The following is a 14,619-nucleotide window of genomic DNA, read 5'->3' on the forward strand; positions in this document are numbered from 1 at the left end:
TCGCCGCCGGCGTCTTGCCTGAGCGTGCACTAGAGCTTGTAGGCGGTGCGGAATCCGCCCCAGTGCCGGCCTTGCACGCGGATCGGGACGTCGATCTCGCGCATCATCACCGTGTTTCCGTTGCCCATGTCGCGCGCATAGGTTTGGACCAGATACGATCGCAGGTTGCGCGCGGCGGCGAGCCCCGCCGGATCGTTGAACATCCGCCGGTTGCGGCTGTTGGCCGTATTCCAGGCAACATCGCCCGGCCGCTGCGGATGCGAATAGATCTTGTTGTGCACCGGCAGGAAGCCGTTGCGGTCGACCATGGCGCAGAACGCCATGCGCTTGTCTTTTGCCAGAAAGGCTTCCTGGAACGGCGGCAGGGCGCGGTCGGCCCAATCGAGATATTTCGTGCGGTATTGCTGCGGATTGGTTCCGGCGATCTCGGCATAATCGGTGTCGAAGAGGTCGTCGATCTTGACCTCCCCGCGCGCCACCGCCTGCTCGAAGATCTTGGTCAGCGCGTTGCCCGCTTCCATCGCGCGGGTGACGAACTCGGTGTTCTCCTCGTGGATCGACCAGAGCTTGTCCTCGATCTTTTCGCGGAGCTCGGCATTGGGGCTGGCGAACTGCGCGCGGGCGCCGGCCTTGGATTGCTCGACCACGCGCAAGCGACAGGCGCCGACGTCTTCGAGGGTGCCCTCGATCATCGTTTGCGGCGCGAGCCGGCTGGCGTCCGTGCCGCCGATCAGCACGCCGTCCATCGAGATTTCATAGACCGGCATCGCGCCGCGCGCGCTCTCGAAGTTGAGATGGCAGGGCAGCCGTTCGGTCTTGCGGCGATCGTCGTGCTCGCTCTGGCGCAGCAGCACGGCGCAACGCGACTTCAGCTTCTGTGCGAAGGTGGTGACGGCTTTGCCGGCGCTGGCGACGTTCTCGCCGTGGCTTTCGGCCGCCTTGGTCGCGGCGTCGATCTCGGCCGCGCTCTCGCCGACTGAGACGATGAACTCCGAGGCGCTCGCGGCATTGCCGGAGACTTCGCTGGTGGTCGCGTTCTGTTCGGCGACCGCCCCGTTGACGGTCTCGAACACCGGGCGGATCGCCTCGATCGCCTGCGAAATGCGGTGCACGGCATCCGCAGAGCCGGCGGCGTCGCGCTGCAGCGCGTCGATCTTCTTCGTGATCTCTTCGGTCGCGCCTTGCGTCTGCACCGCGAGCGCCTTGACCTCGGTTGCGACGACCGCAAAGCCCTTTCCCGCTGCGCCCGCGCGTGCGGCCTCGATCGTCGAATTGAGTGCGAGCAGCGTGGTCTGGCGCGCGATCTGCGCGATCAGATTGACGACGTTGCCGATGGCGGCGGAGGATTCCCGCAAGCGGTCGACATTGGCGCGGGCTTCCTGCGCCGCGGCACTGGCCGCGTCGGCGAGCTTGCCGGCCTCGCGAACCTGCGCCCCGATTCCGAGCGCAGACTGGGTGAACTTGTCGGCGGCATGGGCAAAGGTGGATGCGGTCGATTGCGCGGCGTTGGTCCGGCCGGTCAGGGCATCGGTGCGGTCGCGGATGGCGGCAAGCGTCGCCGCGGTCGCCTCGGCGCCGCCGGCCACCGAATTGGCGGCGCGTTCCAGCTGCCGGATCATGGCGCCGAGCTCGAGTTCCAGCAGCTCCAGGATTTCCCGTGCCGAATCAGTCTCGGCCGCGGCAGCGGGCTCGGAATGGGCCGCCGGCTGCGGCGGCGGCGCCGGGGCGGCCGCAGGCGCAGCCTGGTCCGGTAGACGCTTCCGAAATAGTCCGAACGCCATCGGCTCTCTCTTGTCGGGGAATGGTCGGACGCTATTTTCGCAGTCCGGAATGAAATCAGGGTTAACAATGCCCGATCTCTAGGCACCCGGGCGTACCCAGGGCTACCTTTAGGGTGCTACCTTAGGAGTAGGAGATCCCTTTGATTCCGGCGGGTTGGCGGCCTATAAGGCCGCGCTTCCCACGCTCCACCTTTGGCTGACGATTTCCCAAGAGACCACGCATGGCCGGACATTCCCAATTCAAGAACATCATGCACCGCAAGGGGCGGCAGGATGCCCAGAAGTCGAAGCTGTTCGGCAAGCTGGCGCGGGAAATCACGGTCGCCGCCAAGCTCGGCACGCCTGACCCCGCCATGAACCCCCGTCTGCGCGCCGCCGTGATCGCGGCGCGCCAGGAGAACATGCCGAAGGACAATATCGAGCGCGCCATCAAGAAGGCCCTCGGCAGCGACGGCGAGAATTATGACGAGATCCGCTACGAGGGTTACGGCCCCGGCGGCGTCGCCGTCATCGTCGAGGCGCTCACCGACAACCGCAACCGCGCCGCCTCCGACATCCGCTCCTTCTTCACCAAATCCGGCGGCAATCTCGGCGAAACCGGCTCGGTCTCCTTCATGTTCGATCGCACCGGAATCATCGAATACGACCGCAGCGTCGCCTCCGACGACGCGGTGCTGGATGCTGCGATCGAGGCCGGCGCCGACGACGTCGTCTCGGGTGAGGGCGGTCATGAGATCTACGCCTCGACCGAAGGCTATCGCGACGTCGCCAAGGCGCTGGAAGCCAAGTTCGGCGAGCCGCGCAAGGCCGCGTTGATCTGGAAGCCGCAGAACACTGTCGCGGTCGACGACGAGACCGGCGAGAAGCTGCTCAAGCTGATGGATCTGCTCAACGAGCACGACGACGTTCAGAACGTCTACGCCAATTTCGAGGTGTCGGACGCGCTGATGGCGAAGATGGGCGGGTAGGGTAGCACGAACGGTGCGCTCCCTCGCCCCGCTCTTGCGGGGAGAGGGTTGGGGTGAGGGGCTGCTTCCGCGTCGACGGTGACAGACGGACTCGCGGAGAGTCCCCCTCACCCGGAATCCGCGCTTCGCGCGCATTCCGGCCTCTCCCCGCAAGCGGGGAGAGGCGAAGAACAGCACCCACTCCCCTGTTACTTCTGTTCTGTTTCTGTTTCGCTTCCGGCGGCCAGCCGCTATCACTGGCCCATGACTGCGCTCCCGATTCGTGGCCCCGTCCGCATCATCGGCATCGACCCCGGCCTGCGCCGCACCGGCTGGGGCGTGATCGAGGCCGAGGGCAATCGCCTGATTTACGTCGCCTGCGGCTCGGTGGAACCGGCGAGCGATCTGCCCTTGTCGAACCGGCTGCTCGCGATCCATGAAGGCCTCGCTTCCGTGCTCTCGAACCATAAGCCGGTGGAAGCCGCGGTCGAGCAGACCTTCGTCAACAAGGACGGCGTTGCCACGCTGAAGCTCGGCCAGGCCCGCGGCGTCGCCATGCTGGCGCCCGCAATGTTCGGCATCCCGGTCGCCGAATATGCGCCGAACCAGGTCAAGAAGACCGTGGTCGGCGCCGGTCATGCCGAGAAGGCCCAGATCGCGATGATGCTGAAGATCCTGTTGCCGAAGGCCGCGCCGCCCTCAGCCGACGCCGCCGACGCGCTCGCCATCGCCATCACCCACGCCCATCACCGCCAGAGCGCGGCGCTGCGGCTGAAGGTCGTCGGGATATGATCGCTCGCTATATATCGCCGCCGTCATGCCCGGGCTTGTCCCGGGCATCCACGATCTTTCTCGCTGAGGCCAAGGCCGTGGATGGCCGGGACGAGCCCGGCCATGACGAGAGAGAAGTACCTGCCGCATTCGAGCAATCCACATGATCGGCAAGCTCAAGGGCCTGATCGATTCCTACGGCGAGGATTTCGTCATCCTCGACGTCGGCGGCGTCGGCTACCAGGTGCACTGCTCCTCGCGCACGCTGCAGCATCTGCCCTCGCCGGGCGAGGCCGCCGTGCTGTCGATCGAGACCTATGTCCGCGAGGACCAGATCAAACTGTTCGGTTTCCGCACCGACCAGGAGCGCGAGTGGTTTCGCCTGCTCCAGACCGTGCAGGGCGTCGGCGCCAAGGTCGCACTGGCCGTGCTCGGCACGCTGTCGCCGGCCGATCTCGCCAATGCGATTGCGCTGCGCGACAAGGCTGCGGTGGCGCGCACGCCCGGCGTCGGCCCCAAGGTCGCCGAGCGCATCGTCACCGAGTTGAAGGACAAGGCGCCGGCCTTCGCCAATGTCGATCCGGCCGTGGTACATCTCGCCGGTGCCGTCGACGACCAGCGCGCGCCGCGGCCCGTGGCGGATGCGATCTCCGCACTGGTCAATCTCGGCTACGGCCAGCCGCAAGCGGCGGCGGCGATCGCATCGGCCTCGCGCAGCGCGGGTGAAGGTGCCGAGACGGCGCAACTCATCCGCCTCGGCCTGAAGGAGCTGGCGAAGTGAGTGCGGCAATGGTCAGTCCCGTAGGGCGGGCAAAGGCGCCCTTCGCGCCGTGCCCCCCAGACGTCCGATCGCTCGAAAGACGCGGGCACGCTTCGTTCTGCCCACCCTACGAGGAGTTTGCGAAGTGAGCGACCCCAAGGCCAGCCGCATGGTCTCGCCCGAGCGCCGCAGCGACGATGTCGGTGACACCGCGCTGCGTCCGCAATCGCTGTCTGATTTCGTCGGCCAGCAGCAGGCGCGCAAGAACCTCTCGATCTTCATCGAGGCGGCGCGCAAGCGCGGCGAGGCGCTGGATCACGTGCTGTTCGTCGGCCCGCCTGGGCTCGGCAAGACCACGCTAGCGCAGATCGTCGCCAAGGAGCTCGGCGTCGGCTTTCGCGCCACCTCGGGGCCGGTCATCGCCAAGGCCGGCGATCTCGCCGCCCTCCTCACCAATCTCGAAGAGCGCGACGTGCTCTTCATCGACGAGATCCATCGCCTCAGCCCGGCGGTGGAAGAGGTGCTTTATCCCGCGATGGAGGACTTTCAGCTCGATCTCATCATCGGCGAGGGACCGGCGGCGCGCTCGGTGAAGATCGAGCTGTCGAAATTCACGCTCGTCGGCGCCACCACGCGCGCCGGCCTGCTCACCAATCCGCTGCGCGATCGCTTCGGCATTCCGGTCCGGCTCAACTTCTACACGATCGAGGAATTGGAGAGCATCGTCAGCCGCGGCGCGCGCGTGCTCAATGTCGGCATGAGCGCTGACGGCGCCAACGAGATCGCGCGCCGCGCCCGCGGCACGCCGCGCATCGCCGGCCGCCTGCTGCGGCGCGTCCGCGATTTCGCCTCGGCGGCGGATGCAGACAAGATCGACCGCAAGATTGCGGACCACGCCCTGAGCGCGCTCGAGGTCGATGCCGCAGGTCTCGATGCAATGGACCGCCGCTATCTCACGACCATCGCGCTCAACTATGGCGGCGGCCCGGTCGGCGTCGAGACCATGGCCGCGGCACTGTCCGAGCCGCGCGACGCGATCGAGGACATCATCGAGCCCTATCTCATCCAGTGCGGCTATCTCCAGCGCACCCCGCGTGGCCGCTTGCTCACCTCGCATGCCTTCCGCCATCTCGGCATCGCCGAGCCCTCGCGCGATGCGGCGGCGCAGTTCGGTCTGTTCGGGACGGACGAGAGCGACGACTGATCTGCGCAAACGCGGCGCGCTCCTTCGGTCATGAATTTCTGGTCATCTTGTGCAGGCGATCTGCACGAGAACACCCCAATTCCGCTCCAATCGGACCGCATCAAGAGAGCGCATCCCGATCGGGCTTTCATGATCACGCGACGTCATTTCATCCGTTCCATCGGCGCCCTGTCCGCCCTCGGCGTCTCCACCGCGGCCTATGGCGTCGGCGTCGAGCCGGTGCTGCGGCTCCGCGTCACCCGCTATCATCCGAGGCCGCGGCAATGGCCGGCGGATCTTTCGCTGAAGATCGCCGCCATCGCCGACATCCATGCCTGCGATCCCTGGATGTCGCTGGAGCGGATCGAGGGCATCGTCGAGCGCACCAATGCGCTGAAGCCTGATATCGTCGTGCTGCTCGGCGACTATGTCGCCGGTCTGCACCATGTCACGCGCATCATTCCGTCGAGGGAATGGGCGAGGGTGCTCGCCGGCCTCAAGGCGCCGCTCGGCGTCCATGCCGTCATGGGCAATCACGATTATTGGGACGACAGGACCGTGCAGCGCACGGGGCGCGGGCCGACGACGGCGCATCGTGCGCTCGAGGCCGCCGGCATTGCTGTCTACGAGAACGACGCGGTGCGCCTCACCAAGGACGGCCGCCCATTCTGGCTCGCCGGCTTGGGCGATCAGCTGGCCTTCCTGCCGGCGCGGCGCTTGCGCAGCATGACGCACTTCGGCGCCGACGATCTCAACGCCACGCTCGCCAAGGTCACCGACGATGCGCCCATCATCCTGCTCGCGCACGAGCCCAACATCGCGCCGCGCGTTCCCGCGCGCGTCGCGCTGCAACTGTCCGGCCATACCCATGGCGGCCAGGTTCGCCTGCTCGGCTGGTCGCCCGCCGTCGCAAAGCAGCAGGGCATCCGGCTCGCCTATGGCCACATCAGGCTGAAATGCGATCTCATCGTTTCAGGCGGCCTCGGTTGCAGCATCATGCCGGTCCGCGTCGGCGTGCCGCCTGAGATCGTCGAGGTGACGCTGGGAAGGACAGGGCCGATTGTGTCCTAGCTCCGCTTGCGCCGCCGGCTGTTTTTGCGCAAAAACGGGCCGGTTAGCGACAAGCGAAGAGGCTCGCGACGTGAAAGCTCATCTCGACGGCGAGATCCGCGACGGCCGCCATCACATGCAGGTCCGCGTCTATTACGAGGACACGGATTTTTCCGGCATCGTCTATCACGCCAATTATCTGCGCTACATGGAGCGTGGACGCACCAATCATCTGCGTTTGATGGGCGCCGAGCAGCAGGCGCTGTTCGATAAGGCCGAGACGGAAGGCACAGGCTACGCCTTCGTGGTGCGCTCGATGCATCTGGACTTTCTCAAGCCCGCGCGGATGGACGACGTGCTCGACGTCGTGACCTGGCCTGTCGCGGTGAAGGGCGCCTCGATCATGCTGGCGCAGGAGGTGCGGCGCGGTGACGATGTGCTGGTGAAGGCCGAGGTCCGCGTCGCCTTCATCAGCGGCGGTCGCGCCCAGCCGATCCCGAAATCGATCCGCACGCTGATGAAGGCCGATTTGATTTCGTGATCGCCCGATAGGTTGTGGCCTATCGACTCTGTCCAATGCGGCGATAGATTGCGGCTCCGATCAACCGATGAGGCCACCATGTCGCGCCCGCCGCTTCCGCCCTTCACCCGTGAGACCGCCGCGCAGAAAGCGCGCATGGCCGAGGATGCCTGGAATTCACGCGATCCGGTGCGCGTGTCGCTCGCCTACACCGAGGACAGCCGCTGGCGCAATCGCTCCGAGGTGTTTCAGGGCCGCGAAGCGATCGTCGCCTTCCTGACCCGCAAATGGGAGAAGGAGCAGGATTATCGCCTGATCAAGGACCTCTGGGCCTTCGACGGCAACCGCATCGCGGTGCGCTTCCAGTACGAGTGGCACGATGCGAGCGGCCAGTGGTATCGCTCCTACGGCAACGAGCAGTGGGAGTTCGACGAGCACGGCCTGATGAAGCGGCGCGAGGCCTCGATCAACGACATCATGATCGCCGAAAAGGACCGCCGGTTTCACTGGGCAGCGCCGGGACCGCGGCCGGCTGATGTGCCGGGATTGGGCGAGAGCCCGTTCTGAGGTCTCAACCCTCATGGTGAGGAGCCGCGAAGCGGCGTCTCGAACCATGCAGGCCTTGCTGCTTGCAGCGGGGCCTCTATCCTTCGATACGCCCGCCCTTTGGCGGGCTTCTCATCAGGATGAGGGGATAGGTTTGCGCGCCAGAAACCTCGTAATCGCCCCACCGAGCTTCGCGTTGTCCATCGGCTCCGCCAGCGATGCCCTTGCCGTCGCGACGACATCGTCCGGCGCCTTGCCGTCGCGCAGATCGCAGCACACTTGCGCGAACGCGACGTCGAACTCGGGGTGCGGCTGCACGGTCAGCGTCGTGCCGTTGGCGTAGAGCAGGCCGGCGTGCGGGGTGAACTCCGACGACAGGATCGTCAGCGCATCGCTCGGGGGCTCGATCACCTGGTCCTGATGCGAGGCGGCGATCGCGACCGCTTCGCCTTCGATGATTCCGTTCTCCGGCAGCACCCGATAGACGTGCCGGCCGATGCCCCAGCCGTTCTCCGACTTGCGCACGGTGCCGCCGAGCGCCTGGGCGATCAGCTGATGGCCGAAGCAGACGCCGACCATCGGCGTCTTGTTGACGTGGGCCGTGCGCACGAAATCTTCCAGCGGCGCGATCCAGTCGAGCCCGTCATAGACGCCAGCGGCCGCGCCGGTGATCAGGACCGCCTCGAGCTCGCGCGGATCGGGAAGCGCATCGCCATTCGGGATGCTGATGACCTCGACCGTGGCAGCCGGATCCTCGGCGCGGACCATGCGCTCGAACATCTCGGGAAATGAACCGTGGCGCTCGCGGTGCTCTTGCGGGACCGCTCCGGTCTCGATGATGGTGATGCGTGCCATGTGCCCTCGCGAAGACAGGGAGAATACAGCAGGCGCTGCGCGGCGTCCAAATCAGCCGCCGGCAAAATCACCCGCTCGCAACATCCTGCGCGGCCTCGTCCTCGAACTCCGCCAGCGCCTTGCGCATGGTCTCGACCAGATCCAGCGCCACCGGCGACGGGCTGCGCTGTGCCGGAAAGACGGCGGAGAATTCGAAGTCGATGCGCGGCAGGAAGCGACGCGCGACCACGCCGCGGGTGGAAAATTCCCGCGCGGTGAAGGGGTCGCAGATCGCGACGCCGAGCCCTGACGACACCATGCCGCACATGATCTCCGACAACGTGGTCTCGACCCTGAGCACGCGGCGGACCTCGTGACGATTGAAGACCTGGTCGACGAGATGCCGGCTCGACGATCCCGCCGACAGCGAGATGAAGGTCTCGCCTTCGAAATCGCGCGGCTCCAGGACTTCCTTCTCCGCGAGGCGATGACCGCTCGGCAGCACCGCGACGCGCGCCGGCGCCGGCAGCCGCAGGCTCGGCAGGCCGGAATGGGCGATCGGCACCTCGGCAAAGCCGATGTCGCATTGATTGTTCAGAACCCAGTCGACCACGATCGGCGAAATCACGCCGAAGAAGGCGAGGTTGAGGTTCGGCCGCTCCTGCAGGAAGTGCCCGGCCAGCCGCGGCAAAAAACCGTTCGCAAGCGCCGGCAGCGCGGCGATGCGCAGCGAGCCGGTGCGGCGGCCGCGGATTTCCTCGGCTGCCGCCGTGATGCGCTCGAGGCCGACGAATGAGCGCTCGACCTCGGTATAGAGCGCCATCGCCGCCGCGGTCGGCACCAGGCCGGTGCCGCGCCGCTCGAACAGCTCCATCTTCAACAGCGCCTGGAAGTCGCGCAGCAACCGGCTGACCGCTGGCTGCGTCACCACCATCAGCTTGGCAGCCTCCGTGACGCTGCCGGTCAGCATCATCGCGCGGAAGGCCTCCACCTGCCGCGAATTGATCCGCGCCATCCCGTCGTCCAATCATAACATTTCGGCATGCAGAGGGTGCCATTATTCATTGGACGATGGAAGTATAGGTTTGCGATCTTTTTCATCAGAGCTGGAGCCAGCTCGCTTTTTCGGCAGATTGGAGGCGTTCAAACCTCCAAATCGCGCCAAAACCCGCCGAACAGGGGCCGGAGCCCTGATCTGAGGGGATTTGCGCGGAAGGAAATGCGGAAGGCGCTCCAGCCGCAGATTTGTCGGCACGTCACCTCATTCCGGTATGGAGATCGGTCCACATGAAGACTTTTCGCCTTCTGACCGCGGTCAGCATCGCAGCGCTCATTGCCGCCCCGTCAGCCGCCTCGGCCCAGCAAAAGACACTCTATATCGCCGGCTACGGCGGCTCGTTCGAGAAGACCATCCGTGACGAGGTAATTCCGGCTTTCGAGAAGGAGAACGGCGTCAAGGTCGAGTACGTCGCCGGCAACTCCACCGACACGCTGGCCAAGCTCCAGGCGCAGAAGGGCAACCAGCAGATCGACGTCGCCATCGTCGACGACGGCCCGATGTACCAGGCGATCCAGCTCGGCTTCTGCAGCAAGCTCGAGGGACTGCCGGCCGATCTCTACGATACCGCCCGCTTCAAGGACGACCGTGCGGTCGCGATCGGCATCGTCGCGACCGGCCTGATGTACAACACCAAGGTGTTCAAGGAGAAGGGCTGGGCGCCGCCGACCTCGTGGAATGATCTGAAGGACCCGAAATACGCCAAGCAGCTCGTGATCCCGCCGATCAACAACACCTACGGCCTCGAGGCGCTGGTGATGCTGTCGAAGATGAACGGCGGCGGCGAGACCAACGTCGAGTCCGGCTTCAAGATCTTCAAGGAACAGATCAATCCGAACGTGCTCGCCTACGAGCCGTCGCCGGGCAAGATGACCGAGCTGTTCCAGTCCGGCCAGGCCGTGATCGCGGTGTGGGGCACCGGCCGCGTGCAGAGCTTTGCCAATACCGGCTTCCCCGTCGACTTCGTCTACCCGAAGGAAGGCGCGGCGACGCTGCTGACCACGGCGTGTCCGATCAACAAGCCGAACGCCTCGCCGCTCGCAGCGAGCTTCGTCAAGATGCTGCTCGACCCGAAAATCCAGCTCGTGCTGCTGAAGGACTACGGTTACGGCCCGGTGCTGAAATCGCTGGTGATCCCGCCCGAGCTCGGCAAGATGGCGCCGATCGGCGAGCGTGCGGCCAAGCTCTATAATCCGGACTGGACCGTCATCAACGAGAAGCGCGAGGAGTGGACCAAGCGCTGGAATCGCGAGGTCGAGCGCTGATCGGTCGCGGCGGAGACAGCGTCATGGCCTATCTCGAGCTCGATCGGGTCGCAAAGCAGTTCGGCGCGCAGAGCGTGGTCGACGACTTCAGCCTGTCGGTGGGGAAGGGAGAGTTCATCTCCTTCCTCGGCCCCTCCGGCTGCGGCAAGACCACGACGCTGCAGATGATCGCGGGCTTCCTTGATCCCACGCGCGGCACCATTCGCCTCGAAGGCAAGGACCTGACCGCGATCCATCCGGCCAAGCGTGGCCTCGGCATCGTGTTCCAGAGCTACGCGCTGTTTCCGCACATGACCGCGGCGGAGAACGTCGCCTTCGGCCTCGAGATGCGTAACGTGCCGCGCGGCGAGCGGGCCGAGCGCGTTCGCTCCGCGCTCGCAATGGTCGGCCTTGCCGGCTTTGAGGACCGTCATCCCCGCCGCATGTCCGGCGGTCAGCAGCAGCGCGTGGCGCTGGCGCGCGCGCTGGTGATCAAGCCGAGCGTGCTGCTGCTCGACGAGCCGCTGTCGAACCTCGACGCCAAGCTGCGCGAGGAAATGCAGATCGAGCTGCGCCAGATCCAGCGCACCGTCGGCACCACGACGATCCTGGTCACGCATGACCAGAACGAGGCGATGTCGCTGTCCGACCGCATCGTGGTGATGAGCCAGGGCAAGATCGAGCAGATCGGCACTCCGCAGGAGACCTATGAGAAGCCGGCCTCCGCCTTCGTCTCGCAGTTCCTCGGCAAGACCAACGACTTTGCCGGGACGGTCGACCGCACCGCGGCGCCCGCGCAGCTGGTGGCGGGCTCCTGGAGCGCACCGGCGCCCGTGGGCTTGAGCGGCCCCGTGACGGTCAGCATTCGCCCCGAGAGGATCGGCTTTGGCGATGCCGGTCTTGGTGCAAAGATCATCACGCGGATTTTCCAGGGCAATCACTGGCTATTCCAGTGCGAGAGCGAGTGCGGCCCGGCGATCGTGATCCGCCAGAACGACGGCAAGGCGCAACCGGCCGAAGGCGAGGCCGTTCGCCTCACCTGGCGGCCCGAGGACATGAGCGTGCGCGCGAGGACTGCCGCATGAGCATGGCCGCCGAGGAGCGCAGCACGCGCGCGCCATGGGCGCTGACGGCGCCGGCCTTGATGCTGTTCGTCGGCGTGCTCTTGATCCCGCTGGCGATGACCGTGATGCTATCGTTCCACGATTGGGGCCAGTACAAGGGCATCGAGCCGGTCTTCATCCTCAAGAACTGGCACGAGATCGCGACCGACCCCTATTACGCGGAAATGTTCTGGCGGACGTTTCGCGTTGCGATCCTGACGACACTCCTCACTGCCGTGTTGGGCGCGCCCGAAGCCTATATCCTCAACCGCATGAGCGGCCGGTGGAAAAGCTTCTTCCTGCTGGTCATTCTCGGGCCGCTCTTGATCTCCGTGGTGGCGCGTACGCTCGGCTGGGCACTGCTGTTCGGCGGCAACAACGGCCTCGTCAACAAGCTCTTGATGTCGCTCGGGGTGATGCGCTCCCCCATTCCCTTCATGTTCACCGAAACCGGCATGGTGATCGCGCTGGCGCATGTCATGATGCCGTTCATGGTGCTGTCGGTGTGGGCGGCGCTGCAGCGGCTCGATCCGCAGATCGAGAACGCCGCGATGTCGCTCGGCGCCGGTCCCGTCACCACCATCCGCCGCATCATCCTGCCGCAGATCATGCCGGGCGTGCTGTCGGGGGCCATCATCGTGTTCTCGCTCTCGGCCAGCGCCTTTGCGACGCCCGCGATCATCGGCGGCCGCCGGCTCAAGGTCGCCGCGACGCTGGCCTATGACGAATTCCTCAACACCCTGAACTGGCCGCTCGGAGCCGCGGTCGCGACGCTCCTGCTGGCCGCGCTGGTGCTGATCGTCGTCGGCAGCAACGCGCTGATCGAGCGGCGCTATGCGGAGGTGTTCCGATGAGACGGAACGGCCCCCTCGCGCTGATCTTCCACACCATCTTCGTCGTCATCATGGTGGCGCCGATCCTTGTGGTCTGCCTCGTCGCCTTCACGCCCGAGGGATATTTGTCGCTGCCGACCAACGGCTTCTCGTTGCGCTGGTTCAGGACCATCGCGAACTATCCCGAATTCATCCACGCCTTCTGGGTCAGTCTCGGGTTAGGGGCGCTGTCCTCCTTGGTGGCGCTGCTGTTCGCGGTGCCGGCGGCGCTCGCGATCGCGCGTTATCGCTTCCGCGGACGCGATGCGCTGGCGGCGCTGTTCCTGTCGCCGCTGATGATCCCGCATGTCGTGCTCGGCATCGCGTTCCTGCGCTTCTTCACCTCGGCCGGCCTCGGCGGCAGCTTTGCCGCGCTGATCATCGCCCATGTCATCATCGTGTTTCCGTTCGCGCTGCGGCTGACGCTGGCGGCGGCGACCGGCATGGACCGCACGGTCGAGATGGCCGCGGTCTCGCTCGGCGCCGGCGGTTGGACCCTGTTTCGCCGCGTGACGTTGCCGCTGATCCTGCCCGGTGTCATCAGTGGTTGGGCGCTGGCCTTCATCCAGTCCTTCGACGATCTCACCATGACCGTCTTCCTCGCCGCGCCCGGCACCGAGACATTGCCGGTGCGCATGTTCCTTTACATCCAGGACAACATCGATCCGCTGGTAACGTCGGTCTCGGCCTGCGTGATCGCGATCACCATGACCGCCCTCATTCTGCTCGACCGCTTCTACGGGCTCGACCGCGTGCTCGCCGGCAAGGGCGATACGGGGCGATAGGAGAACCTATGCGAACGGACTACGACGTCGCCGTCGTCGGCGGCGGACTGCTCGGCTCCGCCATTGCCTGGGGCCTCGGCCGGCTCGGCAAGACGGTCGCCGTGCTCGACGAAGGCGACATCACCAAGCGCGCCTCGCGCGCGAACTTCGCGCTGGTCTGGGTGCAGAGCAAGGGGCTCGGCATGCCCGCCTATACGGTGTGGACCGTGCAGGCGTCGCAGGCCTGGGGCCGGCTGGCGTCCGAACTGAAGCAGCAGACCGGGCTCGACGTCTGCCTCCAGCAGAATGGCGGCTTTCACCTCACCCTCGGCGAGGACGAATTCGGCCAGCGCACCGAGCTGGTCGCGCGCATGCACAACCAGACGGGCGCGGCCGACTACAAGATGGAGATGCTCTCGGCATCCGAGGTGAAGAAGTCGCTGCCGCTGATCGGCCCCGAGGTCTCCGGCGGCAGCTATTGCCCGCTCGACGGCCACGTCAATTCGCTGCGCACGTTTCGCGCGTTCCACACCGGCTTCAAGGCGTTCGGCATCGACTATCTGCCGGAGCGGCCGGTCTCCGCGATCGGCAAGAGCGGCGGCGAATTCCGCCTGACCACGCCGAAGGGCGAGCTGCGCGCCGCCAAGGTGGTGCTGGCCGCCGGCAACGCCAACCAGACGCTGGCGCCGATGGTCGGCCTCCATGCCCCGATGGGTCCGACCCGCGGCCAGATCGTGGTGACCGAGCGCACCATGCCGTTCCTGCCGCACCCGCTGACGACGATCCGCCAGACCGACGAAGGCACGGTGATGATCGGCGACAGCAAGGAGGACGAGCTTGACGACCGCGCGCTGAAGCATTCGATCAGCGCGGTGATGACCGACCGTGCCCAGCGCATGTTCCCGCATCTGTCGCGGCTCAACGTGGTCAGAAGCTGGGCCGGCATCCGCGTGATGCCGCAGGACGGCTTTCCGATCTACGACCAGTCAAAGACGCATCCCGGCGCCTTCGTCGCCTGCTGCCATTCCGGCGTGACGCTCGCCTCCAACCACGCTTTCGAGATCGCGCGCATGGTGGTGCAGGGCGCGCTCGAGCCCGAGCTGGTCGGCGCGTTCTCGGCCAGCCGCTTCGGCGCGGGCGCGGCGAACAACAGCGGCTATTAGAGATACCGAGGAAGGAGCCAAGAG

At 66.1% G+C, this 14,619-nt stretch carries 15 protein-coding genes; 12 read left to right on the forward strand and 3 right to left on the reverse strand.

Going from position 1 to position 14,619, the window contains the following annotated elements; genetic code table 11:
- Window positions 1-29 precede the first annotated feature (29 nt).
- Complete coding sequence (locus tag WI560_RS04575; protein ID WP_375307057.1) at window positions 30-1,781, reverse strand: methyl-accepting chemotaxis protein; 1,752 nt, start codon at window positions 1,779-1,781, stop codon at window positions 30-32.
- Window positions 1,782-2,002: 221 nt separating this feature from the next.
- On the opposite strand from WI560_RS04575, the gene WI560_RS04580 reads away from it, so the two are divergent.
- The 7 genes from WI560_RS04580 to WI560_RS04610 all read left to right on the forward strand — a co-directional run bounded on the left by WI560_RS04580 (window position 2,003) and on the right by WI560_RS04610 (window position 7,579).
- Window positions 2,003-2,749, forward strand: coding sequence for a YebC/PmpR family DNA-binding transcriptional regulator (locus WI560_RS04580; RefSeq protein ID WP_126261898.1), 747 nt, complete (start codon window positions 2,003-2,005; stop codon window positions 2,747-2,749).
- Between the two features lie 243 nt (window positions 2,750-2,992).
- Complete coding sequence (ruvC, locus tag WI560_RS04585; RefSeq protein ID WP_375307058.1) at window positions 2,993-3,520, forward strand: crossover junction endodeoxyribonuclease RuvC; 528 nt, start codon at window positions 2,993-2,995, stop codon at window positions 3,518-3,520.
- A 142-nt stretch (window positions 3,521-3,662) separates the two neighbouring features.
- Window positions 3,663-4,280: a Holliday junction branch migration protein RuvA gene (gene ruvA, locus WI560_RS04590; protein ID WP_035998377.1), complete on the forward strand. Its 618-nt coding sequence runs from the start codon at window positions 3,663-3,665 to the stop codon at window positions 4,278-4,280.
- A 148-nt stretch (window positions 4,281-4,428) separates the two neighbouring features.
- On the forward strand, window positions 4,429-5,463 hold the full coding sequence (gene ruvB / locus WI560_RS04595; protein ID WP_375308770.1) for a Holliday junction branch migration DNA helicase RuvB: 1,035 nt from the start codon (window positions 4,429-4,431) through the stop codon (window positions 5,461-5,463).
- 129 nt (window positions 5,464-5,592) lie between these two features.
- Window positions 5,593-6,513 carry a metallophosphoesterase gene (locus tag WI560_RS04600; RefSeq protein WP_375307059.1) on the forward strand — a complete coding sequence of 307 codons (921 nt, stop codon included), beginning with the start codon at window positions 5,593-5,595 and terminating at the stop codon, window positions 6,511-6,513.
- Between the two features lie 115 nt (window positions 6,514-6,628).
- Entirely contained in the window at window positions 6,629-7,033 is a 405-nt protein-coding gene (ybgC, locus tag WI560_RS04605; protein ID WP_375308771.1) for a tol-pal system-associated acyl-CoA thioesterase, read from the forward strand.
- 78 nt (window positions 7,034-7,111) lie between these two features.
- Entirely contained in the window at window positions 7,112-7,579 is a 468-nt protein-coding gene (locus WI560_RS04610) for a DUF1348 family protein (RefSeq protein WP_375307060.1), read from the forward strand.
- A gap of 114 nt (window positions 7,580-7,693) precedes the next feature.
- On the opposite strand, the gene WI560_RS04615 is transcribed toward WI560_RS04610, so the two are convergent.
- Both WI560_RS04615 and WI560_RS04620 read right to left on the reverse strand, forming a co-directional pair.
- A complete protein-coding gene (locus WI560_RS04615) occupies window positions 7,694-8,413 on the reverse strand; it encodes a type 1 glutamine amidotransferase (RefSeq protein ID WP_375307061.1) in 720 nt (239 codons plus the stop codon).
- A gap of 67 nt (window positions 8,414-8,480) precedes the next feature.
- On the reverse strand, window positions 8,481-9,407 hold the full coding sequence (locus WI560_RS04620) for a LysR substrate-binding domain-containing protein (RefSeq protein WP_375307062.1): 927 nt from the start codon (window positions 9,405-9,407) through the stop codon (window positions 8,481-8,483).
- A 272-nt stretch (window positions 9,408-9,679) separates the two neighbouring features.
- Here WI560_RS04620 and WI560_RS04625 point away from each other — a divergent pair, with 272 nt between their 5' ends.
- The 5 genes from WI560_RS04625 to WI560_RS04645 are packed head-to-tail and all read left to right on the forward strand — an operon-like array spanning window position 9,680 to window position 14,595.
- On the forward strand, window positions 9,680-10,714 hold the full coding sequence (locus tag WI560_RS04625; RefSeq protein ID WP_028138439.1) for an ABC transporter substrate-binding protein: 1,035 nt from the start codon (window positions 9,680-9,682) through the stop codon (window positions 10,712-10,714).
- A gap of 23 nt (window positions 10,715-10,737) precedes the next feature.
- On the forward strand, window positions 10,738-11,778 hold the full coding sequence (locus WI560_RS04630; RefSeq protein WP_375307063.1) for an ABC transporter ATP-binding protein: 1,041 nt from the start codon (window positions 10,738-10,740) through the stop codon (window positions 11,776-11,778).
- Complete coding sequence (locus tag WI560_RS04635) at window positions 11,775-12,650, forward strand: ABC transporter permease (RefSeq protein WP_375307064.1); 876 nt, start codon at window positions 11,775-11,777, stop codon at window positions 12,648-12,650. Before WI560_RS04630 ends, WI560_RS04635 begins: the two co-directional genes overlap by 4 nt.
- On the forward strand, window positions 12,647-13,453 hold the full coding sequence (locus WI560_RS04640) for an ABC transporter permease (protein ID WP_257176707.1): 807 nt from the start codon (window positions 12,647-12,649) through the stop codon (window positions 13,451-13,453). The genes WI560_RS04635 and WI560_RS04640 overlap by 4 nt, the downstream gene beginning before the upstream one ends.
- 8 nt (window positions 13,454-13,461) lie before the next feature.
- Window positions 13,462-14,595: an NAD(P)/FAD-dependent oxidoreductase gene (locus tag WI560_RS04645; protein ID WP_375307065.1), complete on the forward strand. Its 1,134-nt coding sequence runs from the start codon at window positions 13,462-13,464 to the stop codon at window positions 14,593-14,595.
- Window positions 14,596-14,619: the final 24 nt, after the last annotated feature.

It is taken from the genome of Bradyrhizobium sp. A11, assembly GCF_042077125.1.
Lineage (GTDB): Bacteria > Pseudomonadota > Alphaproteobacteria > Rhizobiales > Xanthobacteraceae > Bradyrhizobium > Bradyrhizobium japonicum_B.